Raw genomic sequence first — 24,044 nt, 5'->3', positions numbered from 1 at the left:
CGCACTTGCGTCCACACTCGCCCGCTGCGCCATTGCCGGGGCAATGGGCGCCGCCGTGCTCGCAGGTTGCGCCTCGCCGGAGCCGCGCTACTACACGCTGGCGCAAGGCGCCACGGCGGTTGCCACGCCGCCGGCGGCAGCACCGGTGCCGTCGACCAACACGCTGTGGCTGGAAGTCGCGCCGGTGCGTGTGCCGGAGCGCCTCAACCGGCCGCAACTGGTGGTGCGCGACGGCAGCAGTGACGCCAGCCTGCGCCTGCTCGACCTGGCGCGCTGGTCGTCGCCGCTGCCGGACGAACTGCGCGATGCGCTGTCACAGCGCCTGCAGGCTACGCTGGGCGCGGTCGATACCTACCAGCAGGGGTTGTCGGACGTGCAGCCGCTGTATCGGATCACCACGGAAGTGCTGCGACTCGATGCGGATGTCGGGCAGCGCGCCGGCGCCACGATCAACTGGACGGTGCGGCGGCTGCCGGACGGGAAGGTGGTCAGCGGCCGGACGCAGGCGGAGTTGTCCGCGCCGGGCGAAGTCGATGGCGTGGTGGCGGCTTACCGCGAGATCGTGGCAAGCACGGCTAGGGATATTGCGGCGGGGGTGGAGGCGCTGCGGCGATAGGCAGGTTCCATCGCGCCGCGTCAGTCATCCCCCCAGGCCGCCGCATCGCGCTCGCGCCGTGCCGCCGCTTCGGCGGCGCGCCGGTGGATGGCGTCGGCCATCGCCGCCAGGCATTGCGCCGCCCCGCCCTGCACCAGCTTCACCGGGCACGCCAGCATCAGGTTCTTGGGCAAGCCGAAATCCTCCACCACGAAGCCCCGCGCATCCAGCGGCCGGCCGTCCTCGTCGGTCACCACCGTGGCACGATCAAGCACCGTGCCGAGGTCAGTGCTGTAGCCCCACACCGGTTTTTGCAGCGCAACCGCGAACCCCACCTCGAAGGCCGTACCGGAGTCCGGCTCTCCCGGCCCGCGGAAATCGTCGAGGTTGGCCATCACCATGTCGGCGCGGCGCAGCAGCGCGATATTGGCGTCGTAGATCCAGCGCGCCGCGTCTTGCCCCGACAGGCCTCCGGGTGCCGCCTTGTCGAGCGGATACAGCCCGGTGAAGCCATGCGCCGCGCACAGCGACTTGAGGTGCTCGCCCCAGGCGATGGCGTCCTTGCGGAAGACGTCGAAACCGGCCAGGTAGATGGTTTTCATGGCGATGTTCGTCAGGGAAGGAATGGGATGCCGCAGCATAACCCGCCCCCGCACGAACATCGCACAAAGTTGCTTGCGCGCCGGCGCCGCGGCGGCGGCGGTCGCCTGCACGACGCGGGGCCTTGCGCTACCATCCTTGGTCCCTCCGTCGATACCCGCTACACCTCATGTCCGCTTCCCAGATCCTCCAGGTCGGCCCGCTCGCGCCCCAGACCAATGCCAGCCTCCAGCAACAGTACGGCGCCATCGCGCTGTGGCAACAGGGCGATGCGCTTGCCTGGGCGCACGAGCACGGCCAGCAGGTGCGCGTGGTGGTGACCTCGGCGCGCCATGGCTGCAGCGCCGCGCTGATCGACGCGCTGCCGGCGCTGCAGGCCATCGTCAGCTTCGGCGTGGGCTATGACTCGATCGCACTGGATGCCGCCCGCGCACGCGGCATCCAGGTCAGCAATACGCCCGATGTGCTCAACGACTGCGTCGCTGACCTGGCCTTCGGGCTGCTGCTCGACGCCGCACGCGGCATCGCCCATGGCGACCGTTACGTGCGCGCCGGACGCTGGCCGCAGGGCGGCTTTCCGCTGACGACACGGGCCTCGGGCAAGAAGCTCGGCATCCTGGGGCTGGGCCGCATCGGCGAGATCGTGGCGCGCCGCGCGCAGGGCTACGACATGGAGATCGCCTACAACAACCGCCGCCCGCGCGACGGCGCGCCGTGGCGCTTCGAGGCCGACCTGAAGGCGCTGGCCGCGTGGTCGGACTTCCTGGTGGTGACCTGCGTGGGCGGCCCGGAAACCGCCGGGCTGGTATCGCGCGAGGTCATCGACGCGCTCGGCCCCAAGGGCATCCTGGTCAATGTCTCGCGCGGCAGCGTGATCGACGAAGACGCGATGGTGGCGGCGCTGGCCGAAGGCCGCCTGGGCGGCGCCGGCCTCGATGTGTTCCGGGACGAGCCCAACATGCCGGCCGCGCTGCTGGCGCTAGACAACGTCGTGCTGGCGCCGCACATGGCCAGCGGCACGAACGAGACCCGCGCCGCGATGACCGCGCTCACGCTGCAGAACCTGGATGCGTTCCTGGCCGGCGGCAAGGTGCTGACGCCAGTGCTGTAGTGGCCGGTCCCCCTGCCTATACTGGATACGCCGGCCGCGCGGCCGGTGACAGGAGGCACCATGGGACGCAAGTTTATCGATTGCCGCGATTACCCGAGCGACATTGGCTGCACGGTTGCGCTGAGCGCCGACAGTGAAGACGAACTACTCGAAGCCGCGGTCCAGCACGCAGTCGCGGTGCACCAGCACCAGGACACCCCCGAACTGCGCACCCAGTTGAAGTCGTTGTTCAAAGAAGGCAACCCGCCGGCCTGAAACCGGAACAAGCTGGCGCTGCAATGGCGCCAGCTCCCGACCTTCCCCCCTTGGGGCACATTCGCAGCCCCTGATACCGCACTTATCCCCGCCGGAATACCCACAACAGCGCGCAGGGTGCATCATTGACGCACCGCTATATACGGACGTATATTGCGCCTGACAGTCCACCCATACCAGCGCCAGCTTTACTGGCCGCTTCGCTGAGGATCCCATGTCCGCGTTCCGCTCCGCCCGTACCGGGCGCCGCTCCGTTCTCGCCGGCGCCGCCGGTGCCATGCTGGCCGCCCTGGCGCTGGCCCTGCCCGCCGCGCCGGCCTTCGGCGCCGACCTGGTGGTGTCCGCCGCCGCCAGCCTGACCAACGCCTTCAAGTCGCTGGCCGAGACCTACGAGCGCGCCCATCCCGGGACCAAGGTGGTGCTGAACTTCGGCGCGTCGGACGTGCTGATGCAGCAGATCGTCAAGGGCGCGCCGGCCGACGTGTTTGCCTCCGCCGACCAGGAAGCGATGAACAAGGCCGAGACCGAGAAGGTGATTGCGCCCGCCTCGCGCCGCAATTTCGCCGCCAACGAGGTGGTGCTGATCGTGCCGTCGGACAGCAAGCTGAACATCGGCTCGCTGCAGGACCTGACCAGGCCGGAAGTGAAGCGCATCGCCTATGGCAACCCGGCCTCGGTACCGGTCGGCCGCTACACCCGCGGCGCGCTGGAAGCCGCCGGGCTGTGGGACGCGGTCGCCGCCAAGGGCGTGCCCGCGCAGAACGTGCGCCAGAGCCTGGACTACGTGGCGCGCGGCGAGGTCGAGGCCGGCTTCGTCTTTGCCACCGACGCCACGCTGATGCCCGACAAGGTCAAGGTCGCCGTGCGCGTGCCCAGCCGCACCCCGGTGACCTACCCCATCGCCGTCACCAGCCAGACCCGCCAGCAGAAGGAAGCGGCGCAGTTCGTCGACTTCGTGGCGTCGCCGGAAGGCCAGGCCATCCTGGCGCGCTACGGCTTCCACAAGCCCTGATTTCCGCCACGCCATGGATGCCGTCTGGGTACCGCTGCTGCTGTCGCTGAAGGTTGCCGGCTGGGCCACCGCGCTGAACGCCGTGCTTGGCGTCGGCGCCGCGTGGGCGCTGGCGCGCTGGCGCTCGCCGCTGCGCGACGTGGTCGACGCGGTGCTGACGCTGCCGCTGGTGCTGCCGCCCACCGTGCTCGGCTACTACCTGCTGGTGCTGGTGGGCCGGCGTGGCGTGTTTGGCGAGTGGCTGTCCAGCCTCGGCATCGAACTGGTCTTCACCTGGCAGGGCGCGGTGCTGGCTTCGACCATCGTGGCCTTCCCGCTGGTGCTCAAGTCGGCCCGCGCTGCGTTTGAAGGCGTCGACCACCAGCTGGAAAACGCCGCACGCGTGATGGGCGTTTCCGAATCCGGCATCTTCTTCCGCGTGACGCTGCCGCTGGCCGCGCGCGGCATCATCGCCGGCGTGCTGCTGGCATTCGCGCGCGCGCTGGGCGAATTCGGCGCCACGCTGATGATCGCCGGCAACCTGCCCGGGCGCACCCAGACCCTGTCGGTGGCAATTTATGAGGCCGTGCAGGCCGGCGACGACAACACCGCCAACCTGCTGGTGCTGGTGACTTCGGTCACCTGCGTGCTGCTGCTGGTGGTCGCCGGTCGGCTGGTGCCCGCCGCCGCGCGCAATCCCGCTGAAGTGTATGAACGCCGGCGCCTGCGCCCGCGCGCGGTACGGTGAGGAACGCCATGGGCATGCACGTCAGTATCCGCAAGCAGATGGTGTCGGCCGACCGGCAGTTTTCGCTTGATATCGATTTCGACTCCGACAGCCGCCGCATCGCGCTGTTCGGGCCGTCCGGCGCCGGCAAGAGCCTGACGCTGCGCGCCATCGCCGGGCTGCTCGCGCCCGACAGCGGCCGCATCGAACTGAACGGGCGCACGTTGTTCGACAGCGAGGCGGGCATCGACGTACGCCCGCAAGAGCGCCGCGTGGCCTACCTGTTCCAGGAATACGCGCTGTTCCCGCACCTGACGGTCGGCCAGAACATCGCCTTCGGGCTGGCGCGCGGCTGGCGCAACCCGCGCCGCGGCGCGATCCCGCCGGAAGCCCGGCGCTGGATCGATGCCTTCGGGCTGAACGAGATCGTCGGCAACTATCCTGCCGAGATTTCCGGCGGGCAGAAGCAGCGCGTGGCGCTGGCGCGCGCGCTGGTGGCGCAGCCCGATATCGTGCTGCTCGACGAACCGTTCTCGGCGCTCGATCCCGCGCTGCGCGCACGCATGCGCGCAGAGCTGCGCACGCTGCAGTCGAGCCTTGACGTGCCCATGCTGGTGATCTCGCACGATCCCGCCGACGTTGAAGCGCTGGGCGACCACGTGCTCGAGATCCGCGAAGGCCGCATCTTCGGCAGCGGCGACAGCCGCCACCATGCGCCGGTCTACGCGCCGCTGTCGGCGCGCGTGGCCTGAGCGCCGGCGCGGCGTCAGCATGCCACCCTCACCCCACCACCCCCAGGATCACGCTAGACGCCTTGAACACCGCCACCGCCGGCACACCCACGGCAAGCTCCAGCGTCTCGACACTGCCATTGGTGACGATCGCCGCGATGGTGCCGCCGCCATCCAGCTCGATCACCACCTCCGCATTGACCGCGCCCGGCATCACGCGCGACACCACACCCGGCAGCTGGTTGCGCGCAGACAGCCGCACGCCCGGATCGGGCAGGCCCACCAGCACCGATGACGCCTTGATCAGCGCAAATGCCTCCACGCCTTCGGCCAGCTCCAGCGCCTCGACGCTTTCATGCGTGATCGTCGACACGATCTGCTGGCCGCCCGGCAGCGCCAGCACCACCTCGTCGTTGACCGCGCCGCCGCGCACACTGGCCACGCGCCCGAACAGCTTGTTGCGCGCACTGGTCTTGATCATCATTCGCCTCATCAGGTGGATATCGTCAGCCGCGCCCTCTCCCAGCCGCGACAGCTGCGCGACAAAGCGCCGGTGCTCGTCCTCGAGCGCGCGGTAGGTGCGGATCAGCTGCTCGCCGCGCGCGGTCAGGCGCGTGCCGCCACCGCCCTTGCCGCCGGCGGCGCGCACCACCAGCGCTTCGCCGGCGCTGTTGTTCATCAGGTCGATGGCGTCCCACGCGGCCTTGTAGCTGATGCCGACCGCGCGCGCGGCCGCGGTGATCGAGCCGTGCTCGCCGATGGCGGCCAGCAGCGCGATGCGGTCCTTGCCGCCCCAGTCTTGCGAGCCGGAGCGGAACCAGATGGCTCCCTGGAGTTCAAGCATGGAGGAGAGGCACCGTGGGCCGGTGCCGTGACAGAGTGGCAGACGCGGCTATGGTAATCCCTTTCCCGGGCATTCATTCCTGGTGCATGGGGATATACCAGCGCATCACGCCGCCTTTGAAGGACTGGCGGTCGAACTGGCGCAGCAGGCGCAAGGCAGCGATCCGGTCGATGTCAAGGTCGACCCATGCCCACGGGCGCTCGGGATCGCCGTCGCGCAGGATCTCCACGGACCTGACCGGCGCATAGATGCAGAGCTTGTCCTGCAGCATGGCTTCGGTGACGTCGCGGGGCAAGCCGCGGATCAGTATCTGCATGACCCGCTACGCCATGATGTGCACGCCGCCATCGACGTACACCGTATTGCCCGAGATGCGCCGCGCGTACGGCGTGGCCAGGTAGGCAGTGGCAAAGCCGACGTCCATGATGTCGACCACCTCGCCCAGCGGCGCGCGCCCTGCAGCATCGGCCAGGCGACGCCCGCCACCAGCACGCGGGCGCCGGCGAGCGGCGGGTTGGAAACGTTGACCATCGATGCCTCCGGGGGAAGACTTCACGCAGGACTGCTGAGGGCACCACCTGGCGGACCACCTGGCGCTCCACCTGGCACCACTCAGCTACCCGGCCGCGGCGCCGCCTTGCGCTGCACCGCGCGCGATGCCTGCGGCTTGCTGGCCGCTTCGGGTGCCTCGGGCACCTCGGGCACCTCGGGCACCTCGGGCACCTCGCGCACCTCGCGCACTTCGGACACCTCGCTGCCGGCCACGGCCTCGCCGTCGTCTTTGGCGGAACGCAGCGGGTGGCGCGTGCCCAGCACCTCGCTCACTTCGCGGTAGCGCGCCAGCCGCTCGCCTTCGAGCGGGTGGTCCAGCGTCATGACCTGGTGCACCGCGATCATCAGCCGGCGTCGCATTTCGCGGTCCTGCACCAATGCCGGCAGCGCCTGCACCGCATGCTGCGGATAGCGCTGCACGATGAAGGTCTGCTGGCGCACCACCTGCTTGAACCTGGCCAGGCTTACCTGCCCCGCGGTCTCGGGCTGCTCGCGCGCGAACCGGCGCAGCAGGTTGAAGGGCCGTTCCTCGATCGAACTGGGCCGGTCGGCCACGTAGGCCAGCACGCGCACGAAGGCCTCCAGCTTGCCGCCCTGCTCGATCGCGGCCTCGGCGTCGTGCAGCCGGCGTTCAGCCAGTTCCTTGCGCAATGCCTGCGTGACCGGCGATTCGGTATTGACCGGCGGCTGCGCCTGCAGCCCCACCAGCGCGGCCATCGCCGGCGAGTTGTAGATGGCCTCGAAGGCCTGCTCGTACCAGGCGTCGCGCACGTCGCGGAACTGGTCCAGCGCGCTGACGATCTGCGCCGACGCCGCCTTCTCCATCGTCAGGAACGGGTTGTCCGGCGATACCGGCGTGCGGTGCGCGCGCACCATCGGCGCGAGGGCGCCGATCCACGCCATCCACGGGTTCATGTCGGTGGCCAGCGAACGCTCCAGCCGGGCCGGATGCATATTGCGCATCCATTGCGCGCTGAGTTCGCTCGACATCCCGCGCACCCACGGCGAGACAAAGGTGTCGTAGAGGTGCTGGTTGACTTCGGCGACGCGGCGCACCACCTCGAAGGCGCGCTCGTCCTCGCGTCCGTCGTCCAGCGCCAGGATGTCGGTCACGCTGCGGCGCTCGAAGCGCACCAGGTAGCGCCCTTCGACCAGGTCGCGGTGCGGCATGTCCGGCGCGACGTCCTCGATCCTGGCCTCGTACAGGCCCGGCGGCAGCACGTCGATCAGGTCAAGCGCGCAGAACAGTTCGCTGTGCTCGCGGTTGGCGACACCGGCCGAGACAAAGATGCCGAGGTGGCCGACGGTCGGATGCAGGCAATAGACAATGACCTGGTCGTTGGCCACCAGCTCTTCATCGGTGGCGTAGAGATCGGGGATCCAGTTCAGCGCCTGCTGCGGCGGCGTGATGTTGTCCCCCCACGATGCGAACACGATCACCGGCGAGCGCACGTTGCGCAGGTCGACCTCGGTCTTGCCGTCACTGCTGCGCACCTGCCCCGCGGTCAGGCGGTTTCCGACGAACAGGTTCTGCACGATCCAGTCGATCTCTTCCCGGTTCATCAGGAAGTGGCCGCCCCACCAGCGCTCGAATTCCAGGAAGCGCGGGCCTTCGGTATCGGCCCTGGCGTAGACGTCGTAGAGCTTTGACCACAGCGTGTTGGCGGGATTGAGCTTCTCGAAGTTCTGCACCAGCCAGGCGCCGTCGAAGCGCCCGTTGCCCATGTCGGCGGTCAGCGACGCGAGCCACGAGCCGCCCAGCAGCCCGCCGCTGTAGCGCATCGGATTGCGCCCGCGCACGCCTGACCAATACGCCAGCGGCGCGCCGGCGACCAGCAGCGGCCCGCAGCGCTCGGGCGCCACCGCAGCCAGGATCATCAGGGCCCAGCCGGCCTGGCAGTTGCCGACGATAAAGGGCTTGCCCGGCGCGTCGGGGTGGCGCTCGCTGACGAGCCGCAGGAAATGCGCCTCGGCGCGCGCGACCGATTCAATGGTCTGCCCAGGGCACGGCTCCTGGTAGAAGGTGATGAAGTAGCAAGGGTGGCCGGTGCGCAGCGCGATGCCGATCTCGCTGTCAGCCTTGAAACCGCCGATGCCCGGGCCGTGGCCCGCACGCGGGTCGATCACCACGAAGGCGCGCTTGGTTGGGTCGGTGGGACTGGCGGCAGGCGGGATGATGCGCAGCAGCGCGTAGTTGACGGGCTCGGACAGTTCACGTCCGTCGGCCAGCAGTTCGTGCTCGAACACCAGCACCGCAGGCATGCCTTCGCGCTCATGTTCGGAGGACTCGTTGCCGCGCTGGCGCAGGATATCCAGCAACAGCACCGAGCGTTGCCAGGCATCGGCGAAGTACTCCAGAGCCGGCTGCCCCAGGTAGGGGTTGGCGCCGTCGGCGGACGGGCGCGTGGAGGGGCCGGTGCCGCGCTGAGACGGACCGGCGGGTATGCGAGCGGTCATTCCACTTCCCCTGTTGGCGCCTGTTCGCGCCTGTTGCGGGTGTGCACGCTGGTGGCGCAGGCCGGAGTGGCGCATGTTGCACTGCAACTAAAATAAAGCCTAGCAGCCGACGTGGCGCGGTGCAAGGCACCGGCGGTGAGGTCTCGGTATAAGCCGGCCGAGATCCAGTCGATGCTCTATGGCGAATCCGGGCTGAAGCCGCGTGCCGGTGCTGGTGCTGCCGACCGATGAAGAAGGGATGATCGCGCTGAGTACCGCCCGCATCCTGCGCGAATGCGGGCGGCTTTAATGCTTCAGGGCTTCAGGGCATTCGGACTTTGAGCGAGGCGGCGCGTCAGTCTTCCAGGTAGTGCGCGCGCAGCTGCGCGACGTCGACGGCAAGCGCGTCGCCCAGGTAGTTGTCGACGCTGCCCCAACCCTGCTCGATCGCCTGCAGCGAGGCATCCAGATAGCTGGCGCGGACTTCGAGCAGCGGCATCATGGCCTCGGCGCTCACGCCCAGCTGCGCCATGCGCGCCAGCGCGGTCTCGTTGAAGCGGGCATTGCGCTGGTTCGATTCCAGGTAGTTGGCGAGGATATCGTCCTGCGCCACGCCCAGCGCCGACAGCAGCAACAGCGAGGCAAAACCGGTGCGGTCCTTGCCCGCGGTGCAGTGGAACAGCAGCGTCTTGCCCTGCTGCGCGGTCTGCATGAAGCCGGCGAAGGCGTCGCGGTAGCGCACCGGGAAATCGCGGTAGACGTCAAGCATGAAGCCGTCGATCTGCGCCGGCGTGCTGGTGCGCAGGCGCGGCATCAGCACGTCCATCGCCATGCTGCCATCGAGCACCGGCACCGCCACCCAGTTGAAGCGCGCGCCGAAGGCGGCTTCGTCCGGCGACTTCTCGCCGGACGAACGGAAGTCGACCACCGTGTCGAGATCGAGCGCATGCAGCCGGTCCAGGTCGGCCGTGCTGGCCAGCGCCGGGTTGCCGCTGCGGTACAGCCGGCCGTTGCGCACGCGCCGTCCGGCGGCGCCGCGCAGCCCGCCAAGGTCGCGCGCATTGCTGATGGTGTCGAATGCCAGTGCGGCGTTGCCGTTCATGCTCTCCACTGCCGCCGGTCCTGGCGACACGATTGCCTGGGCCTGCGGAAACGCCCATCGGAACCACTTGTTCATTGTTGCTCCCTGAATGTTCTTGTCGATGCGGGCGTCGCACCTGGCAGCGTCAGCGGCCGCGATAGGCCGGCACATACCAGCGCAGGTGGCTGCCGGCGATATAGCGCCGGTCCAGCCGCGCCACCAGCTTCCACACCGCCAGTGCGCCGGCGTCGATATCGACCCAGGCCCACGGGCGCTTCGGGTCGCCGGCCTCGACCAGCTCGACCGAGCGGATGCTGGCGTATTGTGCCAATGCCTTGCGCAGCGCCGCTGCGCTGAGTCCTGCCTTCAGCCCGCGTACTAAAACCTTCATCATCGGCTCCAATTATTTCAGATCACACCGGCGCATGCATCACCCGGCTGGCCGGGCGCGGCGGCGCGTGCGCCCTCATCGCCACGCCACGCCCGCCACGCCTTGTAGCGCCGGCCTTTATAGATGGGATAGCGAAGCCGCCGCAAAAATCCGTCGCTCGAAACTAAACTTGATCTGAATCATTGTCGGCGCAATGAAGCGAGTCGGAGCCTCGACATCGCCCACCGCCGGCCCGGACAATTCCTATCATGTCGAACGCGGCGGCCAGGCCAGAAGCCGGGCCGCTAGAGCAAGCCCGACGCGGATGCAGCCTCGCGACCGACAATGCCCCGCCGGCAAAGTTGCCGGCCTGCCGCACCGATCGCCAGCACGCCGCGTCGAGGTATCCGACGAGGATCATCAACACAAGGATGACGGCGATGCCCGATACCTCTCACGCTTCACCTGCCTCCCCGGCTCCCCCCACGGCGCCCGCGACCGCGGCAACCGCCAGCGCCGCCGCGCCCAGGATGGCGCTGCACTGGGGCCTGTTCCTCGCCGTCGCCGTGCTGCTTGGCGTACTCGCGATCCCGCAGCCGGAAGGACTGACCATAGCCGGCCAGCGCATGCTGGCCATCCTCGCCTTCGCCATCGTGGTGTGGATCACCGAGGCGGTCTCGTACGAGGCCAGCGCGATCATGATCACCTCGCTGATGGCCGGGCTGATCGGCTTTGCGCCGACGGTCAGCGACCCCAGCGTGCAGTACGGCACCTCCCGGGCGCTGGGCATGGCGCTGGCCGGCTTCTCCAACACGGCGCTCGCGCTGGTGGCCGCCGCGCTGTTCATCTCCGCGGCGATGACCGTGACCGGGCTGGACCGGCGCATCGCGCTGGTGACGCTGTCGGCCATCGGCACCAGCACGCGCCGCATCCTGATCGGCACGGTCGCCGTCACCATCGCGCTGAGCCTGGTGGTGCCGAGCGCCACCGCGCGCAGCGCGTGCGTGGTGCCGATCATGATGGGCGTGATCGCCGCGTTCGGTGTCGACAAGAAGTCGAATATCGCCGCCGGCATCATGATCACGGTGGCGCAGGCCACCAGCATCTGGAACGTCGGCATCCAGACCGCCGCCGCGCAGAACCTGCTGACCGTGGGCTTCATGGACAAGCTGCTCGGTGAGCGGATCACCTGGCTGCAGTGGCTGATCGCCGGCGCGCCGTGGGCCATCGTCATGTCGGTGGTGCTGTACTTCCTGGTGCGCTGGCTGCTGCCGCCCGAGACCGAAGCCATCCCCGGCGGCAAGGAAGCGGTGCAGCGCGAGCTGTCCGAACTGGGCCCGATGACCGGCCCGCAGAAGCGCCTGGCCGCGGTGTCGATCGGCCTGCTGCTGTTCTGGGCCACCGAGGGCAAGCTGCACAGCTTCGATACCGCCACGGTGACCTTTGTCGGCCTGGTGATCCTGATGCTGCCGCGCATCGGCGTGATGGACTGGAAGACCATGCAGCAGCGCACGCCGTGGGGCACGCTGATCGTGTTCGGCGTCGGCATCAGCTTGGGCACCGCGTTGTTGTCGACCAAGGCCGGCCAGTGGCTGGGCGAATTCGTGGTCACGCACTCGGGCCTGGCCACGCAGGGTGCGGTGATGGTGTTCGCCATCCTGGCGGCGTTCCTGATCCTGATCCACCTGGGCTTTGCCAGCGCCACCGCGCTCACCGCGGCGCTGCTGCCGATCCTGATCTCGGTACTGCAGACCCTGCCCGGCGACATCAACCGCGTCGGCATCACCATGCTGCTGGGCTTTACCGTCAGCTTCGGCTTTATCCTGCCGATCAACGCGCCGCAGAACATGGTGTGCCTGGGCACCGATACCTTCAACGGCCGCCAGTTCGCGCGCATCGGCATCCCGGTCACCATCATCGGCTACGGCCTGATGCTGCTGTTCGCGGCGACTTACTGGCGCTGGCTGGGCTGGGTATAAGACAGCCGTTAAGGAGGCCATGATGAAAATCTCCCTGGATTCCGCCCGCCGTTTTGCCCGCGACCTGCTGGTGGCACAGTCGGTACCCGAGGACATCGCCGACGACGTCGCCGAGCACCTGGTCGAAGCCGACCGCTGCGGCTACGCCAGCCACGGCATCTCGATCCTGCCCAACTACCGCAAGGCGATCGAGACCAACAACGTCAACCGCGAAGGCCGCGCCACCTGCGCGCTGGACCGGGGCTCGCTGATGGTGTTCGACGGCCACCGCGGCTTCGGCCAGCACGTGGGCAAGACCGTGATGCAGGCCGCCATCGAGCGCGTGCGCGAGCACGGCCATTGCATCGTCACGCTGCGCCATTCGCACCACCTGGGCCGCATGGGGCACTACGGCGAGCTGGTGGCGGCGGCGGGTTTCGTGCTGCTGAGCTTCACCAACGTGACCAACCGGCCGCCGGTAGTGGCACCGTATGGCGGCCGCGTCGCGCGCCTGACCACCAACCCGCTGTGTTTCGCCGGCCCCATGCCGAACGGCCGCCCGCCCATCGTGGTCGACATGGCCACCAGCGCGATCGCCATCAACAAGGCGCGCGTGCTGGCCGAGAAAGGCGAGGCCGCGCCCGAGAACAGCATCATCGACGCCGAAGGCAACCCCACCACCGACGCCTCGACCATGTTCGGCGAAGAACCCGGCGCGCTGCTGCCGTTCGGCCTGCACAAGGGCTATGCGCTCGGCGTGGTGGCGGAACTGCTGGCGGGGGTGCTGTCGGGCGGCGGCACCATCCAGCCGGAAAACCCGCGCGGCGGCGTGGCCACCAACAACCTGTTCGCGGTGCTGGTCAATCCCGAGCTGGACCTCGGCCTGAGCTGGGAAAGCGCCGAGGTGGAGGCGTTCGTCAAATACCTGCACGACACCCCGACGGCGCCCGGCTTCGACCGCGTGCAGTATCCCGGCGAGTTCGAAGCGGCCAACCGCGAGCGTGCCGCGGATGCCCTCGACATCAACCCCGCGATCTGGCGCAACCTGGAGCAGCTGGCGCAGGCAGTAGGCGTACCGGTGCCGCAGGGCTGACCGCCGCGGCGCCACCAGCCATGGGCGAGCGGGACAGCAGGGACTCGCACCCCGCCGCCCGCGGCTGGCACAATACGCGGCATGAAAAGTCTCTGGTCCGCCTTTGTCAGGCTGCTGGTGCTCGCCGTGATCGGCGGCGCGCTGCTTGCCACCGTTGCCATCCTCGCCGTCCAGCGGCAACTGCCGTCGCTCGACGCGCTGACGGATTTCCGCCGCACCGCTGACTACGTCCCGCTGTCGCGCTATCCGCGCGACCTGATCGACGCCGTGGTGGCGATCGAGGACGAGCGCTTCTACGTGCATGACGGCATCGACTACGTCGGCGTGATCCGCGCCGGCGTCGCCAACCTGTCGGACGACCTGTCGCAGGGCGCGTCGACCATCACCATGCAGGTGGCGCGCAATTTCTACCTGTCGCGCGACAAGACCTATACGCGCAAGCTGTATGAGGTGCTGCTGTCGTACCGGATCGAAGACGCACTGGGCAAGGACGAGATCCTTGAGCTGTACATGAACAAGATCTACCTGGGCCAGGGCGCGTATGGCTTCGCCGATGCGGCGCAGACTTACTTCGGCAGGCCGCTGGCGCAGCTGTCGCTGGCCGAGAGCGCGATGCTCGCCGGCCTGCCCAAGGCCCCCTCGGCGAACAACCCCGTCGCCAATCCCCGCCGCGCCCGGCAGCGGCAAGTCTATATCCTGCGCCGCATGCTGGAGCTGGGCAGGATTTCGCATCCCGAGTATGACGGGGCGCTGCTGGAGCCTTTGCGGCTGAAGTGATGCGGAAGTGATGCGGTATTGATGCGGAAGTGAGGGCCCGGAAACGCGCGGCGTGGGAACGATTCCCTTCCGGGCGGGTACCAACCTTGACGGGCCATGTTATCCGCGATCCCACCCGGTGGTGGGTAGCGCACCTTGCATGGCTGTTCCGGGACGCTAGCCTGACAAGGAGGGCTGACATGGATGCCAAGGCAACACTTACCCCAGCCATGGAACTTGCGCAACGCAATCCCGTGCATTTCCCCAACGAAAGTGCCGAGTACCGCAAGGCGCGCAATACGCTGCTGGCGGAAGAGATCGAACTGCGACGGCACATCGAACGCGTCGCCGCGCAACGCCGCAGGCTGCCGCCCGGCGGCGAAGTCACCAAACGCTACACCTTCCAGGGCGAACACGGACCCATGACGCTGGAAGCGCTGTTCGGGGACAAGGACACCCTCGTTATCTACAGCTATATGTTCGGGCCGCAGCGCGAACGGCCTTGCCCGATGTGCACTTCGCTGATGGGTTCGTGGGACCACAAGGTGCCGGATATCGAGCAACGCGTGGCGCTGGCCATGATCGCCCGCTCACCGGTCGAACGCCTGCTGCAGGCGAAGCAGGAACGGGGCTGGACGAAGCTGAAGGTCTATGCGGACCTCGACGGCGCATTCACGCGCGACTATGTCAGCCCGGAAGACGGCGACGTGCCAGGCTACTCGGTCTTCACGCGGCGCGACGGCAAGATCCGGCACTTCTGGAGCGGCGAAATGTATGCCCTCACGGCCGACCCCGGACAGGATCCGCGCGGCGCGCCGGACCTGGACCCGCTCTGGACGCTGCTGGATACCACGCCGGAAGGCCGCGGCGGCGACTGGTATCCGCAGCTGGAGTATGGAAAGCGGTAGCGGCGAAGATCAGCGCGGCGTTCGTGCGGAACTTATTCCAGCACGCTCCGGTGCCGCGCCAGCGCCTCCTGCACGATCGCATCCAGCCCGACGCCGGATTCGCCGTCGACGTGCCCCAGCAAAGCCCTGCGCATGCGCGGCTCCCAGAAGCGCTTGATATGCCCGGCGATATCGGAAACCGCCTCCTCGCGATCAGGCATCGCCTCGAAGAAGCAGCCGATCTGGTTGGCCATGGTGATCAGGTTCTCGACGTTCATACGAGGCTCGCTTCGTGTTGCAGGTCGTGTTGCAGGCCGTGTTGCAGCCGTTGGGGATGGACGTAGACCACGTGCGCGCCGGCGCGCACGAACCCGGCCAGCGTCATATTGGTCTGCTCGGCCAGCCGCACCGCCAGCGCCGTCGGCGCCGACACTGCCGCCAGCACGCCGGCCCCGATGGCGGCGGTCTTCAGCACCATTTCATAACTCGCCCGGCTGGTCACCAGCACGGCGCCCGTGGAGATGTCCTCCCCGCTGCGCGCCAGCGCGCCGGCCAGCTTGTCGAGCGCATTGTGGCGCCCCACGTCTTCACGCACGAGTGAGACATGGCCATCGGCACGCAGCCACGCGGCGGCGTGTGTAGCGCCGGTGTGGCGCTGCAGTGCCTGCCGCAACTGGAGTTGCACAAACGCGGCCTGGATCAGGTCGGTATGGAAACTGGCCTCGCTGCGCACCGGTGCCGGCGTGCGCATCACCTGTTCCAGCGACTCGGTCCCACACAGCCCGCAGCCGGTGCGCCCCGCCAGCGAGCGGCGCCGGTCCTTCAGCAGCATGAATGCTTCGGAAGCGATTTCCAGCCGCACCGCGATGCCGTGCTCGCGCATGTCGATCTCGATGTCATAGACATCGCGCGCCGTCGACACGATGCCCTCGCTCAGGCTGAAGCCCAGCGCGAAGTCCTCCAGGTCGGCCGGCGTGGCCAGCATCACCGCGTGCGAGATGCCGTTGTATTCCAGCGCGACCGGCACTTCTTCGGCGATCTCGTCGGGACTGAGCGAGATCTCGCCCTGCCGCCAGCGGCTGACGGCGAAGGTGCTGTGGGTAGGCATCTCGTCCAGCGCCGACGGCTCGGCCTGCGGTGACTGCATGCAGCGCATCATGATGTGGCCCTCCGCTCAGTTCGCGGCCTGCGCCGCGGTTTGTGTCGGATCCGCGCTGGCGGCTTCCAGCAACTGCAGCTGTTGCGTGTTGAAGTCCTGGTACTGCTGCTGCCACGCCGACGGCTGCGCCACCGGCATCACCTGCACCGCGGTGACCTTGTATTCCGGGCAGTTGGTGGCCCAGTCCGAGTTGTCGGTGGTGATCACGTTGGCGCCGGATTCCGGGAAGTGGAAGGTGGTGTAGACCACGCCCGGCTGCATGCGCTCGCTGACGATCGCGCGCAGCACCGTATCCCCTGCCCGGCTCTGCACCCCGACCCAGTCGCCGTCCTTGATGCCGCGTTCTTCCGCATCGTGCGGATGGATTTCCAGGCGGTCCTCCGCGTGCCAGTAGACGTTGTCGGTGCGCCGCGTCTGCGCGCCCACGTTGTACTGCGACAGGATGCGCCCGGTGGTCAGGATCAGCGGGAAGGCGCGCGTGATCTTCTCGGTGGTCGGCACGTACTTGGTGATGATGAACTTGCCCTTGCCGCGCACGAAGGCGTCGATATGCATGGTCGGCGTGCCTTCCGGCGCGTCGGCGTTGCACGGCCACTGGATGCTGCCCAGCTCGTCCAGCCGCTTGTAGCTGACGCCGGAGAACGTCGGCGTCAGGCGCGCGATCTCGTCCATGATCTGCGACGGATGCGTGTAGTCCATCGGGTAGCCGAGTGCATTGGCCAGCAGGATGGTGGTTTCCCAGTCGGCGTAGCCGGCCTTGGGCGGCATCACCTTGCGCACGCGCGAGATGCGGCGCTCGGCGTTGGTGAAGGTGCCGTCCTTCTCCAGGAACGACGAACCCGGCAGGAACACGTGCGCGTACTTGGCGGTCTCGTTCAGGAAGATGTCCTGCACCACGATGCATTCCATCGACGACAGCGCCTCGGACACGTGCTGCGTGTTCGGGTCGGACTGGACGATGTCCTCGCCCTGGCAGTACAGGCCCTTGAAGCTGCCCGCCAGCGCGGCTTCGAACATGTTGGGAATGCGCAGGCCCGGCTCCGGGCTGATCTCGACATTCCACGCGGATTCGAACAGGCCGCGCACGGTCGAGTCCGACACGTGGCGGTAGCCCGGCAGCTCATGCGGGAAGGAGCCGATGTCGCACGAGCCCTGCACGTTGTTCTGCCCGCGCAGCGGGTTCACGCCCACGCCTTCGCGGCCGATGTTGCCGGTGGCCATGGCCAGGTTGGCGATGCCCATCACGGTGGTCGAACCCTGCGCATGCTCGGTCACGCCCAGGCCGTAGTAGATCGCGGCGTTGCCGCCGGTGGCGTACAGGCGCGCGGCGCCGCGCAGCTGGTCGGCGGGGATGCCGGTGACCGATTCCATCGCCTCGGGCGAGTTCTCCGGCAGCGCGACAAAGTCACGCCATTGGCCGAAGGCACGATCCTCGCAGCGCTCGGCGATAAAGGCTTCGTTGAGCAGGCCTTCGGTGACGATCACGTGGGCCAGCGACGTCACCAGCGCCACGTTGGTGCCCGGACGCAGTTGCAGGTGGTAGTCGGCGCGGATGTGCGGCGAATCGACCAGGTCGATACGGCGCGGGTCGACCACGATCAGCTTGGCGCCGGCGCGCAGTCGCTTCTTCATGCGCGAGGCAAACACCGGGTGGCCGTCGGTCGGGTTGGCGCCGATCACCATGATCACGTCGGCCTTCTCCACCGACTTGAAGGTCTGCGTGCCGGCCGATTCGCCCAGCGTCTGCTTCAGGCCATAGCCCGTGGGCGAGTGGCACACGCGGGCGCAGGTGTCGACGTTGTTGTTGCCGAAGGCGGCGCGCACCAGCTTCTGGACCAGGTACCCTTCTTCGTTGGTGCAGCGCGACGACACGATGCCGCCGATCGAATCCTTGCCGTGCTTGCCCTGGATGCGCTTGAACTCCGATGCGGCGTAGCCGATCGCCTCTTCCCATGACACTTCGCGCCATGGGTCGGTGATCTTCGCGCGGATCATCGGCTTGAGGATGCGGTCCTTGTGCGTGGCGTAGCCCCAGGCAAAGCGGCCCTTGACGCAGGCGTGGCCCTCGTTGGCCTTGCCGTCCTTGTACGGCACCATGCGCACCACCTCGTTGCCCTTCATCTCGGCCTTGAACGAGCAACCCACGCCACAATAGGCGCAAGTGGTGACGGTGCTGTGCGAAGCCTGGCCCAGCTTGATGACCGAAGTCTCAGTCAGCGTTGCGGTCGGGCAGGCCTGCACGCAGGCGCCGCACGACACGCAGTCAGAGTCCATGAAGGACTGGCTGGTGCCGGGCGACACGCGCGACTCAAACCCGCGGCCGCTGATGGTCAGCGCGAAGGTGCCTTGCGTTTCTTCGCAGGCGCGCACGCAGCGGTTGCAGACGATGCACTTCGAGGCGTCATAGGTGAAGTACGGATTGGACTCGTCCTTCTTCAGCGCGGTGTGCGTGGCGATGGGCTTGGCGCTGGTACCAGCCTCCGGTCCGCCGTCGTTGTAGCGCACTTCACGCAGGCCGACCACGCCGGCCATGTCCTGCAGCTCGCAGTTGCCGTTGGTCGGGCAGGTCAGGCAGTCGAGCGGGTGGTCGGAGATATACAGCTCCATCACGCCGCGGCGCAGGTCGGCAAGCTTGTCGCTCTGCGTCTTCACCTTCATGCCGGCTTCCACCGGCGTGGTGCACGAGGCCGGATAGCCGCGGCGCCCTTCGATCTCGACCAGGCACAGGCGGCACGAGCCGAAGGCCTTGAGGCTGTCGGTCGCGCACAGCTTGGGCACGGCGATCTCGGCTTCCATCGCGGCGCGCATCACCGACGTGCCGGCCGGCACGGTGACGCTGACGCCGTCGACTTCAAGGGTGACCATCTCGGTCGATTCGCTGGCGGGGGTACCGAAGTCAATTACATCGCGGCAGTCCATCTTTGTCTCCCGTGTTCTGTTCTGGCGTCAGACAATGTCGGCTTAAGCCGCCTTGGCCGGCACAGTGGTCCGATTAGGGGCGAGGCCGAAGTCCTCGGGGAATTCATTCAGCGCGGACAGCACCGGGTACGGCGTCATGCCGCCCATGGCGCAGAGCGAGCCGTACAGCATGGTGTCGCACAGGTCGCGCACCAGCTTGACGTGCTTCACTGGCTGCTCGCCGGCGATGATCTTGTCCATCACCTCGACGCCGCGGGTCGAGCCGATCCGGCACGGCGTGCACTTGCCGCACGATTCGACCGCGCAGAACTCCATTGCGTAGCGCGCCTGCCTTGCCATGTCGACGGTCTCGTCGAACACCACGATGCCGCCGTGGCCGACCACGCCGCCAAACGCGGCGTAAGCCTCATAGTCCAGCGGCACGTCGAAGCGCGACTCCGGCAGGTAGGCGCCCAGCGGCCCGCCCACCTGCACCGCGCGGATGGCGCGGCCGCTGCGGGTGCCGCCGCCGTAGTCGACCAGCAGCTCGCGCAGCGTGACGCCGAACGCCTTTTCCACCAGCCCGCCCTGCCTGATATTGCCGGCCAGCTGGAACGGCAGCGTGCCGCGCGAACGGCCCATGCCGTAGTCACGGTAGTACTGCGCGCCGCGCGCCAGGATCACCGGCACGGTGGCCAGCGAGATCACGTTGTTGATGACGGTGGGCTTGCCGAACAAACCCTCCAGCGCCGGCAGCGGCGGCTTGGCGCGCACCACGCCGCGCTTGCCTTCCAGGCTTTCCAGCAGCGCGGTTTCCTCGCCGCAGACATAGGCGCCGGCGCCCTTGCGCACTTCCAGCTGGAAGCGCTTGCCACTGCCGCGGATATCGTCGCCGAGCCAGCCGGCAGCGTTGGCGATGCCGATCGCGCTTTCCAGCACGGCAATCGCGTGCGGGTACTCCGAGCGGCAGTAGATGTAGCCATGCTCGGCGCCGACGGCGAGGCCGGCGATGGTCATGCCTTCGATCAGCGTGAACGGGTCGTCTTCCATCACCATGCGGTCGGAGAACGTGCCCGAGTCGCCTTCGTCGGCATTGCAGACGATGTACTTGATGGCCGATTGCGCGCCCAGCACGGTCTTCCACTTGATGCCGGTGGGGAACGCCGCGCCGCCGCGGCCGCGCAGGCCGGAGTCGGTGACTTCCTGCACGATCTCGGCGGGGGCCATCGACAGCGCGCGCTCCAGGCCGGCAAAACCTTCATGCGCGCGGTAGTCATCCAGCGACAGCGGGTCGGTGATACCGACGCGGGCAAAGGTCAGGCGCTCCTGCTTCTTCAGGAACGGGATCTCTTCGGTCAGGCCGTGCGCCAGCGCATGCGCGCCGCCCTGCAGCAGGCCGGCGTCGAACAGCGCCGGCACGTCTGCCGCGCTGACCGGGCCATAGGCCACGCGCCCCGCTTCGGTCTGCACCTCGACCAGCGGCTCCAGCCAGAACATGCCACGCGAGCCGTTGCGGACGATGCGCACCGCCTCGCCGCGGCTGGCGGCTTCGCGTTCGATCGCACGGGCCACGTCATCGGCGCCCAGCGCCAGCGCGGTGGAATCGCGCGGCACGAAGATAGTCGTGATGGCGGCGCTCATGCCTGGACCTCCGCGGTTTCGTTGGCGGCCTGCGCTTCGCGCAGCGACCGGACCAGCGCATCGAAGCGCTTCGCATCGACATAGCCGTGCAACTGCTCGCCGACCATCACGGCCGGGCCGCACGCGCACTGGCCCAGGCAGTAGACCGGCTCCAGCGTGACCGCGCCGTCGGCGGTGGTTTCATGGAAGCCGCAGCCCAGCGCGCGCCTGGCATGGTCGGCCAGCGCCTCGGCGCCGACGGCCTGGCAGGCTTCGGCCCGGCACACCTGGATCACATGGCGTCCGGCCGGCTCCTGGCGGAAGTGGTGATAGAAGGTGATCACGCCATGCACCTCGGCGCGCGACAGGTTCAGTGCCCGGGCGATCACGGGCACGGCCGTGTCCGGGATATGGCCCTGCGTGTCCTGGATCTCGTGCAGGATCGGCAGCAAGGCGCCCGGCATGTCCTGCCGCGCGGCCACGATGGCGTCGATCGCGTCGGCGGAGGCCTGGGCGTTGGGAGCGATGTCTGGCATGGCGTCTCCTGTGGGGGTCGCTGGGGCTGGCAGCCGCTGCCGTCCGGACCCCTTATATGCTATTTTTTTCCTATTTCCGACCCTCCAGCTACGCTGTTAAGGCCGTGGAATGCAATATATGAGAGTGACAGCGGTCCAGCAATAAGCTATTTTTTTCATATGCTCCGTATCTCGATCCATCCTCACCTGCAAATCCGCGACGATGCCACGCCCGGCACCGAAGCCCTTGACGTATCCCGGCTGGTTGCCCTGCTCGGCCATATCGAGGAATCGGGCAGCATCAGTCACTCGGCACAGGCGGTGTCGCTGTCGTACCGCTACGCCTGGGGCATCCTGCGCGATGCCGAGGCGCTGTTCGGCGGTCCACTGATCGACAAGACCCGCGGGCGCGGCAGCGCGCTGACGCCGCTGGCGCAGCAGCTGGTGTGGGCCAGCAAGCGCATCGGCGCGCGGCTGTCGCCGACGCTGGACAGCCTGGCATCAGAGCTGGAAATCGAACTGAAGAAGCTGATGGAGCAGTCCGAGGCGGCGGTGCGGCTGCATGCCAGCCACGGCTTTGCGGTGGCCGCGCTGCGCGACTTCCTCGACGAGCAACATGTGCGGCACGACCTGAAATACTGCGGCAGCGTCGAGGCGGTGGCGGCGCTGGCCGAGGGCGCGTGCGATATCGCCGGCTTCCACGTGCCGGTCGGCGAGTTCGAGCATGGCATGTGGCGCCACTTCACCAGGTGGCTCAAGCCCGACACGCACTGCCTGGTGCATCTGGCGGTGCGCAGCCAGGGCTTGTTCGTGCGGCCGGGCAACCCGCTCGGGATCCGCACGCTGGAAGACCTGACCCGGCGCGAGGTGCGCTTCGTCAACCGGCAGGTGGGCTCGGGCACCCGGCTGCTGCTCGACCTGATGCTGGCCGCGCGCAACATCGACCCGGCACGGATCGAGGGCTACAGCAACGGTGAGTTCACCCACGCCGCGGTGGCGGCATATATCGGCAGCGGCATGGCGGATGTGGGCTTCGGCGTGGAAACCGCGGCGCGGCGCTTTGGCCTGGGTTTCGAGCCGGTGATCAAGGAGCGCTACTTCTTCGCCATCGAAAAATCGATGCTGCGCAGCGCGGCGCTGTCCGGCGCGGTGGGCGCGCTGACCAGCGAGGCGTTCCGCCAGCGCGTCAATGCGCTGCCGGGCTATGACGGCGCGCTGACCGGCAGCGTGCTGACGCTGGAAGACGCGTTCCCCGACTACGCCGGCACGCGCTAGCGCACCAGCAGCGCCAGGCGGTCAGGATGATCCGCCCATTGCTCATGGCCTTCGAGCGGCCCCTTGGCCGCAAACAGCGGCGGCCAGTCCGGCCGGCGCGACAGCTCGGCGTTCAGCGCGATGAAATGGCGCTTGTCTTCGGGCAGGTCATGCTCGGAGTAGATGGCGCCCACGGGGCACATCGGCACGCACATCGAGCAGTCGATGCACTGGTCGGGGTCGATGGCGAGGAAGTTGGGCCCTTCGTGGAAGCACGTCATCGGGCAGACTTCGACGCAATCGGTATGGCGGCACTGGATGCAGGCATCCGTCACGACAAAGGTCATGGGGCAAACGCAGTACGACGGTAAAGACGCGTCATCGTAGCCCCCTGGCAAGCGGCGCGGGACGGGCCGCCTTGTGCGACTCCTTCAAATCGCCTGACGTCCGCCCCGCTCCGCTTCTGTTCCGCCTCAGTGGAAGTAGAGGGTGAGAGGGGGGTGAGAGGGGGGTGAGAGCGGTTACAGAAGAACCGCTCGCAAATCAGGCGGTTTCCTGCATCAGCTCTTCCTTGCGCGCCGCCAGGGCCTGAGCCACGTCGCGCAGGTTGACCTTCTCCTTGATCGCGTTCTTGAACAGCTCGCCTTCCTCTTCCTCGATATGGTGGGAGACGTATTCGGTCAGCACCGTGAAACTGGCTTCGAGCATATCGCCGGCCGGGTCGTCCTCGATCGCCGCGATCAGGTCCTTGGCCACCTGGTGCTCGACCTGGGCTTCGTCCAGCATGTCGTCGATTTCCTCGCTGACGCCGCGCAGGGCCGGGTAGAAGATCTCTTCCTCGATGGTGGCATGCACGGTCAGCTGATGGCAGACCTCGATCGCGATCGATTCCTTCTCCTCGCGGGCTTCGGTGTCCTTGAATGCCTTGAACAGTTTCTTGACTGCGCGGTGGTCGTCCATCAGTGCGCCGATGGCTTCGGCCTGGTCTGCGGGGATCTTAGACTTGTCCACGATTGCCTCCTGGGAGCTTGAGTGGGGGAACCGGTCTGGCCCGGCTTCGCCACCGTGAAGGCAGGTTCTGTGCCCGGCCCACGCACCGCGCGGCCGCGACAACGGAGCCCCGTATCCGCCATGCGCACACGGCAATCGTTGCAATTCCTGCGCGAAGGGTTGTTATTTGTGCCCGCCAAGGCGCCTTCCGCCCGACAACGCGGCCCGACGCATGCGCTCGGCCACGCGCCGGCGCTTGCGGCTGCCGAATTGATATCTCGCGAGCTTGCCGTTCAGCCCTGAGGCTTGACGCCAAACCCGGCTACCAAAGGACAGGCGACGATGCGGCGAGCGGCGCGCATGCCGCCCTGCGAGATCGGCACGCCCGGGAAAACGCGGGCGCAGAACCGTTGCGCTGCCTGCCGCGAATCGAAACCCGTCGACCCCCCGGCACTGTGATCGTCATGGACCGGCGTGGCATACCAGCGCCCGCACACTGCGGTGATGACGACGTGGATCACCTTTGTCATGGGTACCGCCTCACATTGAAAAGCTTGCGCGCACCGGCATGCCCGTTCACCGGCACGGCCTGATGTCGCGCCTTATCCGCATGCTAGCCGA

General features: G+C 67.8%; 25 protein-coding genes and 1 pseudogene. 11 read left to right on the top strand and 15 right to left on the bottom strand.

Annotated features, from left to right (window positions below):
• Positions 1-43 precede the first annotated feature (43 nt).
• The gene (locus LPA45_RS03125; protein ID WP_233527974.1) at positions 44-616 is read left to right on the top strand and encodes a membrane integrity-associated transporter subunit PqiC; all 573 of its coding nucleotides are present in this window, start codon (positions 44-46) and stop codon (positions 614-616) included.
• 20 nt (positions 617-636) lie between these two features.
• On the opposite strand, the gene LPA45_RS03120 is transcribed toward LPA45_RS03125, so the two are convergent.
• Positions 637-1,197, bottom strand: coding sequence for a nucleoside 2-deoxyribosyltransferase (locus tag LPA45_RS03120; RefSeq protein WP_116317827.1), 561 nt, complete (start codon positions 1,195-1,197; stop codon positions 637-639).
• A 167-nt stretch (positions 1,198-1,364) separates the two neighbouring features.
• Between LPA45_RS03120 and LPA45_RS03115 the strand changes: the two genes are divergently transcribed.
• The 5 genes from LPA45_RS03115 (at position 1,365) to LPA45_RS03095 (ending at position 5,031) form a co-directional block, all read left to right on the top strand.
• Positions 1,365-2,306 (top strand): 2-hydroxyacid dehydrogenase, encoded by a 942-nt coding sequence (locus LPA45_RS03115; RefSeq protein WP_116317265.1) that lies wholly within the window; start codon positions 1,365-1,367, stop codon positions 2,304-2,306.
• Between the two features lie 60 nt (positions 2,307-2,366).
• On the top strand, positions 2,367-2,561 hold the full coding sequence (locus tag LPA45_RS03110; RefSeq protein ID WP_116317264.1) for a DUF1059 domain-containing protein: 195 nt from the start codon (positions 2,367-2,369) through the stop codon (positions 2,559-2,561).
• Positions 2,562-2,775: 214 nt separating this feature from the next.
• On the top strand, positions 2,776-3,573 hold the full coding sequence (modA, locus tag LPA45_RS03105; RefSeq protein ID WP_116317263.1) for a molybdate ABC transporter substrate-binding protein: 798 nt from the start codon (positions 2,776-2,778) through the stop codon (positions 3,571-3,573).
• A 13-nt stretch (positions 3,574-3,586) separates the two neighbouring features.
• The gene (gene modB / locus LPA45_RS03100; protein WP_116317262.1) at positions 3,587-4,300 is read left to right on the top strand and encodes a molybdate ABC transporter permease subunit; all 714 of its coding nucleotides are present in this window, start codon (positions 3,587-3,589) and stop codon (positions 4,298-4,300) included.
• An 8-nt stretch (positions 4,301-4,308) separates the two neighbouring features.
• A complete protein-coding gene (locus tag LPA45_RS03095; protein ID WP_116317261.1) occupies positions 4,309-5,031 on the top strand; it encodes an ATP-binding cassette domain-containing protein in 723 nt (240 codons plus the stop codon).
• A 28-nt stretch (positions 5,032-5,059) separates the two neighbouring features.
• Here LPA45_RS03095 and LPA45_RS03090 read toward each other — a convergent pair whose 3' ends face one another.
• The 6 genes and pseudogenes from LPA45_RS03090 to LPA45_RS03065 form a co-directional block, all read right to left on the bottom strand.
• Entirely contained in the window at positions 5,060-5,854 is a 795-nt protein-coding gene (locus tag LPA45_RS03090; protein ID WP_116317260.1) for a TOBE domain-containing protein, read from the bottom strand.
• A gap of 73 nt (positions 5,855-5,927) precedes the next feature.
• Positions 5,928-6,170, bottom strand: a complete 243-nt coding sequence (locus LPA45_RS03085) for an RNA-binding protein (protein ID WP_116317259.1) — start codon at positions 6,168-6,170, stop codon at positions 5,928-5,930.
• Positions 6,171-6,176: 6 nt separating this feature from the next.
• A pseudogene (locus LPA45_RS03080) lies at positions 6,177-6,326 on the bottom strand (SDR family oxidoreductase); the annotation flags it as partial.
• A gap of 140 nt (positions 6,327-6,466) precedes the next feature.
• Positions 6,467-8,863, bottom strand: a complete 2,397-nt coding sequence (locus tag LPA45_RS03075) for a DUF3141 domain-containing protein (protein WP_367394883.1) — start codon at positions 8,861-8,863, stop codon at positions 6,467-6,469.
• Positions 8,864-9,197: 334 nt separating this feature from the next.
• Positions 9,198-9,944 (bottom strand): tyrosine-protein phosphatase, encoded by a 747-nt coding sequence (locus LPA45_RS03070; protein WP_233527973.1) that lies wholly within the window; start codon positions 9,942-9,944, stop codon positions 9,198-9,200.
• A gap of 124 nt (positions 9,945-10,068) precedes the next feature.
• On the bottom strand, positions 10,069-10,314 hold the full coding sequence (locus tag LPA45_RS03065; protein ID WP_116317256.1) for an RNA-binding protein: 246 nt from the start codon (positions 10,312-10,314) through the stop codon (positions 10,069-10,071).
• A 419-nt stretch (positions 10,315-10,733) separates the two neighbouring features.
• Between LPA45_RS03065 and LPA45_RS03060 the strand changes: the two genes are divergently transcribed.
• The 4 genes from LPA45_RS03060 (at position 10,734) to LPA45_RS03045 (ending at position 15,008) form a co-directional block, all read left to right on the top strand.
• Complete coding sequence (locus tag LPA45_RS03060; protein WP_367394882.1) at positions 10,734-12,272, top strand: DASS family sodium-coupled anion symporter; 1,539 nt, start codon at positions 10,734-10,736, stop codon at positions 12,270-12,272.
• A 22-nt stretch (positions 12,273-12,294) separates the two neighbouring features.
• The gene (locus LPA45_RS03055; RefSeq protein WP_116317255.1) at positions 12,295-13,344 is read left to right on the top strand and encodes an Ldh family oxidoreductase; all 1,050 of its coding nucleotides are present in this window, start codon (positions 12,295-12,297) and stop codon (positions 13,342-13,344) included.
• Between the two features lie 81 nt (positions 13,345-13,425).
• The gene (locus LPA45_RS03050; protein WP_116317254.1) at positions 13,426-14,121 is read left to right on the top strand and encodes a transglycosylase domain-containing protein; all 696 of its coding nucleotides are present in this window, start codon (positions 13,426-13,428) and stop codon (positions 14,119-14,121) included.
• Positions 14,122-14,300: 179 nt separating this feature from the next.
• Entirely contained in the window at positions 14,301-15,008 is a 708-nt protein-coding gene (locus LPA45_RS03045) for a DUF899 family protein (protein ID WP_116317253.1), read from the top strand.
• Between the two features lie 32 nt (positions 15,009-15,040).
• On the opposite strand, the gene LPA45_RS03040 is transcribed toward LPA45_RS03045, so the two are convergent.
• Genes LPA45_RS03040 through LPA45_RS03020 form a run of 5 tightly spaced genes read right to left on the bottom strand, consistent with a single transcriptional unit; the run spans position 15,041 to position 21,200 of the window.
• The gene (locus LPA45_RS03040; protein ID WP_116317252.1) at positions 15,041-15,265 is read right to left on the bottom strand and encodes a formate dehydrogenase subunit delta; all 225 of its coding nucleotides are present in this window, start codon (positions 15,263-15,265) and stop codon (positions 15,041-15,043) included.
• A complete protein-coding gene (gene fdhD, locus LPA45_RS03035) occupies positions 15,262-16,146 on the bottom strand; it encodes a formate dehydrogenase accessory sulfurtransferase FdhD (RefSeq protein WP_116317251.1) in 885 nt (294 codons plus the stop codon). Before fdhD ends, LPA45_RS03040 begins: the two co-directional genes overlap by 4 nt.
• Before the next feature lie 15 nt (positions 16,147-16,161).
• The gene (gene fdhF / locus LPA45_RS03030) at positions 16,162-19,065 is read right to left on the bottom strand and encodes a formate dehydrogenase subunit alpha (RefSeq protein WP_116317250.1); all 2,904 of its coding nucleotides are present in this window, start codon (positions 19,063-19,065) and stop codon (positions 16,162-16,164) included.
• Between the two features lie 42 nt (positions 19,066-19,107).
• Complete coding sequence (locus tag LPA45_RS03025) at positions 19,108-20,685, bottom strand: NADH-quinone oxidoreductase subunit NuoF (protein WP_116317249.1); 1,578 nt, start codon at positions 20,683-20,685, stop codon at positions 19,108-19,110.
• The gene (locus tag LPA45_RS03020; RefSeq protein ID WP_116317248.1) at positions 20,682-21,200 is read right to left on the bottom strand and encodes a formate dehydrogenase subunit gamma; all 519 of its coding nucleotides are present in this window, start codon (positions 21,198-21,200) and stop codon (positions 20,682-20,684) included. The genes LPA45_RS03025 and LPA45_RS03020 overlap by 4 nt, the downstream gene beginning before the upstream one ends.
• A gap of 159 nt (positions 21,201-21,359) precedes the next feature.
• Here LPA45_RS03020 and LPA45_RS03015 point away from each other — a divergent pair, with 159 nt between their 5' ends.
• Positions 21,360-22,454: a substrate-binding domain-containing protein gene (locus LPA45_RS03015; RefSeq protein ID WP_116317247.1), complete on the top strand. Its 1,095-nt coding sequence runs from the start codon at positions 21,360-21,362 to the stop codon at positions 22,452-22,454.
• Here LPA45_RS03015 and fdxA read toward each other — a convergent pair.
• From fdxA to LPA45_RS03000, 3 genes are all read right to left on the bottom strand, one after another.
• Entirely contained in the window at positions 22,451-22,780 is a 330-nt protein-coding gene (gene fdxA, locus LPA45_RS03010; protein WP_116317246.1) for a ferredoxin FdxA, read from the bottom strand. The two genes, LPA45_RS03015 and fdxA, sit on opposite strands and share 4 nt — an antisense overlap.
• 196 nt (positions 22,781-22,976) lie before the next feature.
• Positions 22,977-23,444, bottom strand: coding sequence for a hemerythrin domain-containing protein (locus LPA45_RS03005; RefSeq protein ID WP_116317245.1), 468 nt, complete (start codon positions 23,442-23,444; stop codon positions 22,977-22,979).
• A 272-nt stretch (positions 23,445-23,716) separates the two neighbouring features.
• Positions 23,717-23,953 carry a hypothetical protein gene (locus LPA45_RS03000; protein WP_116317244.1) on the bottom strand — a complete coding sequence of 79 codons (237 nt, stop codon included), beginning with the start codon at positions 23,951-23,953 and terminating at the stop codon, positions 23,717-23,719.
• Positions 23,954-24,044: the final 91 nt, after the last annotated feature.

Origin of the sequence: Cupriavidus sp. Agwp_2 (genome assembly GCF_040784895.1) — a bacterium.
Lineage (GTDB): Bacteria > Pseudomonadota > Gammaproteobacteria > Burkholderiales > Burkholderiaceae > Cupriavidus.
The sequence above is the reverse complement of the archived record's forward strand: the minus strand, read 5'-3'. Positions and strand labels throughout refer to the sequence as shown.

What these genes read in the sequence shown, in the direction of transcription:
- LPA45_RS03125 (WP_233527974.1), top strand. Translation starts at nt 44, where the DNA reads ATGGGCGCCGCCGTGCTCGCAGGTTGCGCCTCGCCGGAGCCGCGCTAC.
- LPA45_RS03120 (WP_116317827.1), bottom strand. Translation starts at nt 1,197, where the DNA reads ATGAAAACCATCTACCTGGCCGGTTTCGACGTCTTCCGCAAGGACGCC.
- LPA45_RS03115 (WP_116317265.1), top strand. Translation starts at nt 1,365, where the DNA reads ATGTCCGCTTCCCAGATCCTCCAGGTCGGCCCGCTCGCGCCCCAGACC.
- LPA45_RS03110 (WP_116317264.1), top strand. Translation starts at nt 2,367, where the DNA reads ATGGGACGCAAGTTTATCGATTGCCGCGATTACCCGAGCGACATTGGC.
- modA (WP_116317263.1), top strand. Translation starts at nt 2,776, where the DNA reads ATGTCCGCGTTCCGCTCCGCCCGTACCGGGCGCCGCTCCGTTCTCGCC.
- modB (WP_116317262.1), top strand. Translation starts at nt 3,587, where the DNA reads ATGGATGCCGTCTGGGTACCGCTGCTGCTGTCGCTGAAGGTTGCCGGC.
- LPA45_RS03095 (WP_116317261.1), top strand. Translation starts at nt 4,309, where the DNA reads ATGGGCATGCACGTCAGTATCCGCAAGCAGATGGTGTCGGCCGACCGG.
- LPA45_RS03090 (WP_116317260.1), bottom strand. Translation starts at nt 5,854, where the DNA reads ATGCTTGAACTCCAGGGAGCCATCTGGTTCCGCTCCGGCTCGCAAGAC.
- LPA45_RS03085 (WP_116317259.1), bottom strand. Translation starts at nt 6,170, where the DNA reads ATGCAGATACTGATCCGCGGCTTGCCCCGCGACGTCACCGAAGCCATG.
- LPA45_RS03075 (WP_367394883.1), bottom strand. Translation starts at nt 8,863, where the DNA reads ATGACCGCTCGCATACCCGCCGGTCCGTCTCAGCGCGGCACCGGCCCC.
- LPA45_RS03070 (WP_233527973.1), bottom strand. Translation starts at nt 9,944, where the DNA reads ATGAACGGCAACGCCGCACTGGCATTCGACACCATCAGCAATGCGCGC.
- LPA45_RS03065 (WP_116317256.1), bottom strand. Translation starts at nt 10,314, where the DNA reads ATGAAGGTTTTAGTACGCGGGCTGAAGGCAGGACTCAGCGCAGCGGCG.
- LPA45_RS03060 (WP_367394882.1), top strand. Translation starts at nt 10,734, where the DNA reads ATGCCCGATACCTCTCACGCTTCACCTGCCTCCCCGGCTCCCCCCACG.
- LPA45_RS03055 (WP_116317255.1), top strand. Translation starts at nt 12,295, where the DNA reads ATGAAAATCTCCCTGGATTCCGCCCGCCGTTTTGCCCGCGACCTGCTG.
- LPA45_RS03050 (WP_116317254.1), top strand. Translation starts at nt 13,426, where the DNA reads ATGAAAAGTCTCTGGTCCGCCTTTGTCAGGCTGCTGGTGCTCGCCGTG.
- LPA45_RS03045 (WP_116317253.1), top strand. Translation starts at nt 14,301, where the DNA reads ATGGATGCCAAGGCAACACTTACCCCAGCCATGGAACTTGCGCAACGC.
- LPA45_RS03040 (WP_116317252.1), bottom strand. Translation starts at nt 15,265, where the DNA reads ATGAACGTCGAGAACCTGATCACCATGGCCAACCAGATCGGCTGCTTC.
- fdhD (WP_116317251.1), bottom strand. Translation starts at nt 16,146, where the DNA reads ATGATGCGCTGCATGCAGTCACCGCAGGCCGAGCCGTCGGCGCTGGAC.
- fdhF (WP_116317250.1), bottom strand. Translation starts at nt 19,065, where the DNA reads ATGGACTGCCGCGATGTAATTGACTTCGGTACCCCCGCCAGCGAATCG.
- LPA45_RS03025 (WP_116317249.1), bottom strand. Translation starts at nt 20,685, where the DNA reads ATGAGCGCCGCCATCACGACTATCTTCGTGCCGCGCGATTCCACCGCG.
- LPA45_RS03020 (WP_116317248.1), bottom strand. Translation starts at nt 21,200, where the DNA reads ATGCCAGACATCGCTCCCAACGCCCAGGCCTCCGCCGACGCGATCGAC.
- LPA45_RS03015 (WP_116317247.1), top strand. Translation starts at nt 21,360, where the DNA reads ATGCTCCGTATCTCGATCCATCCTCACCTGCAAATCCGCGACGATGCC.
- fdxA (WP_116317246.1), bottom strand. Translation starts at nt 22,780, where the DNA reads ATGACCTTTGTCGTGACGGATGCCTGCATCCAGTGCCGCCATACCGAT.
- LPA45_RS03000 (WP_116317244.1), bottom strand. Translation starts at nt 23,953, where the DNA reads ATGACAAAGGTGATCCACGTCGTCATCACCGCAGTGTGCGGGCGCTGG.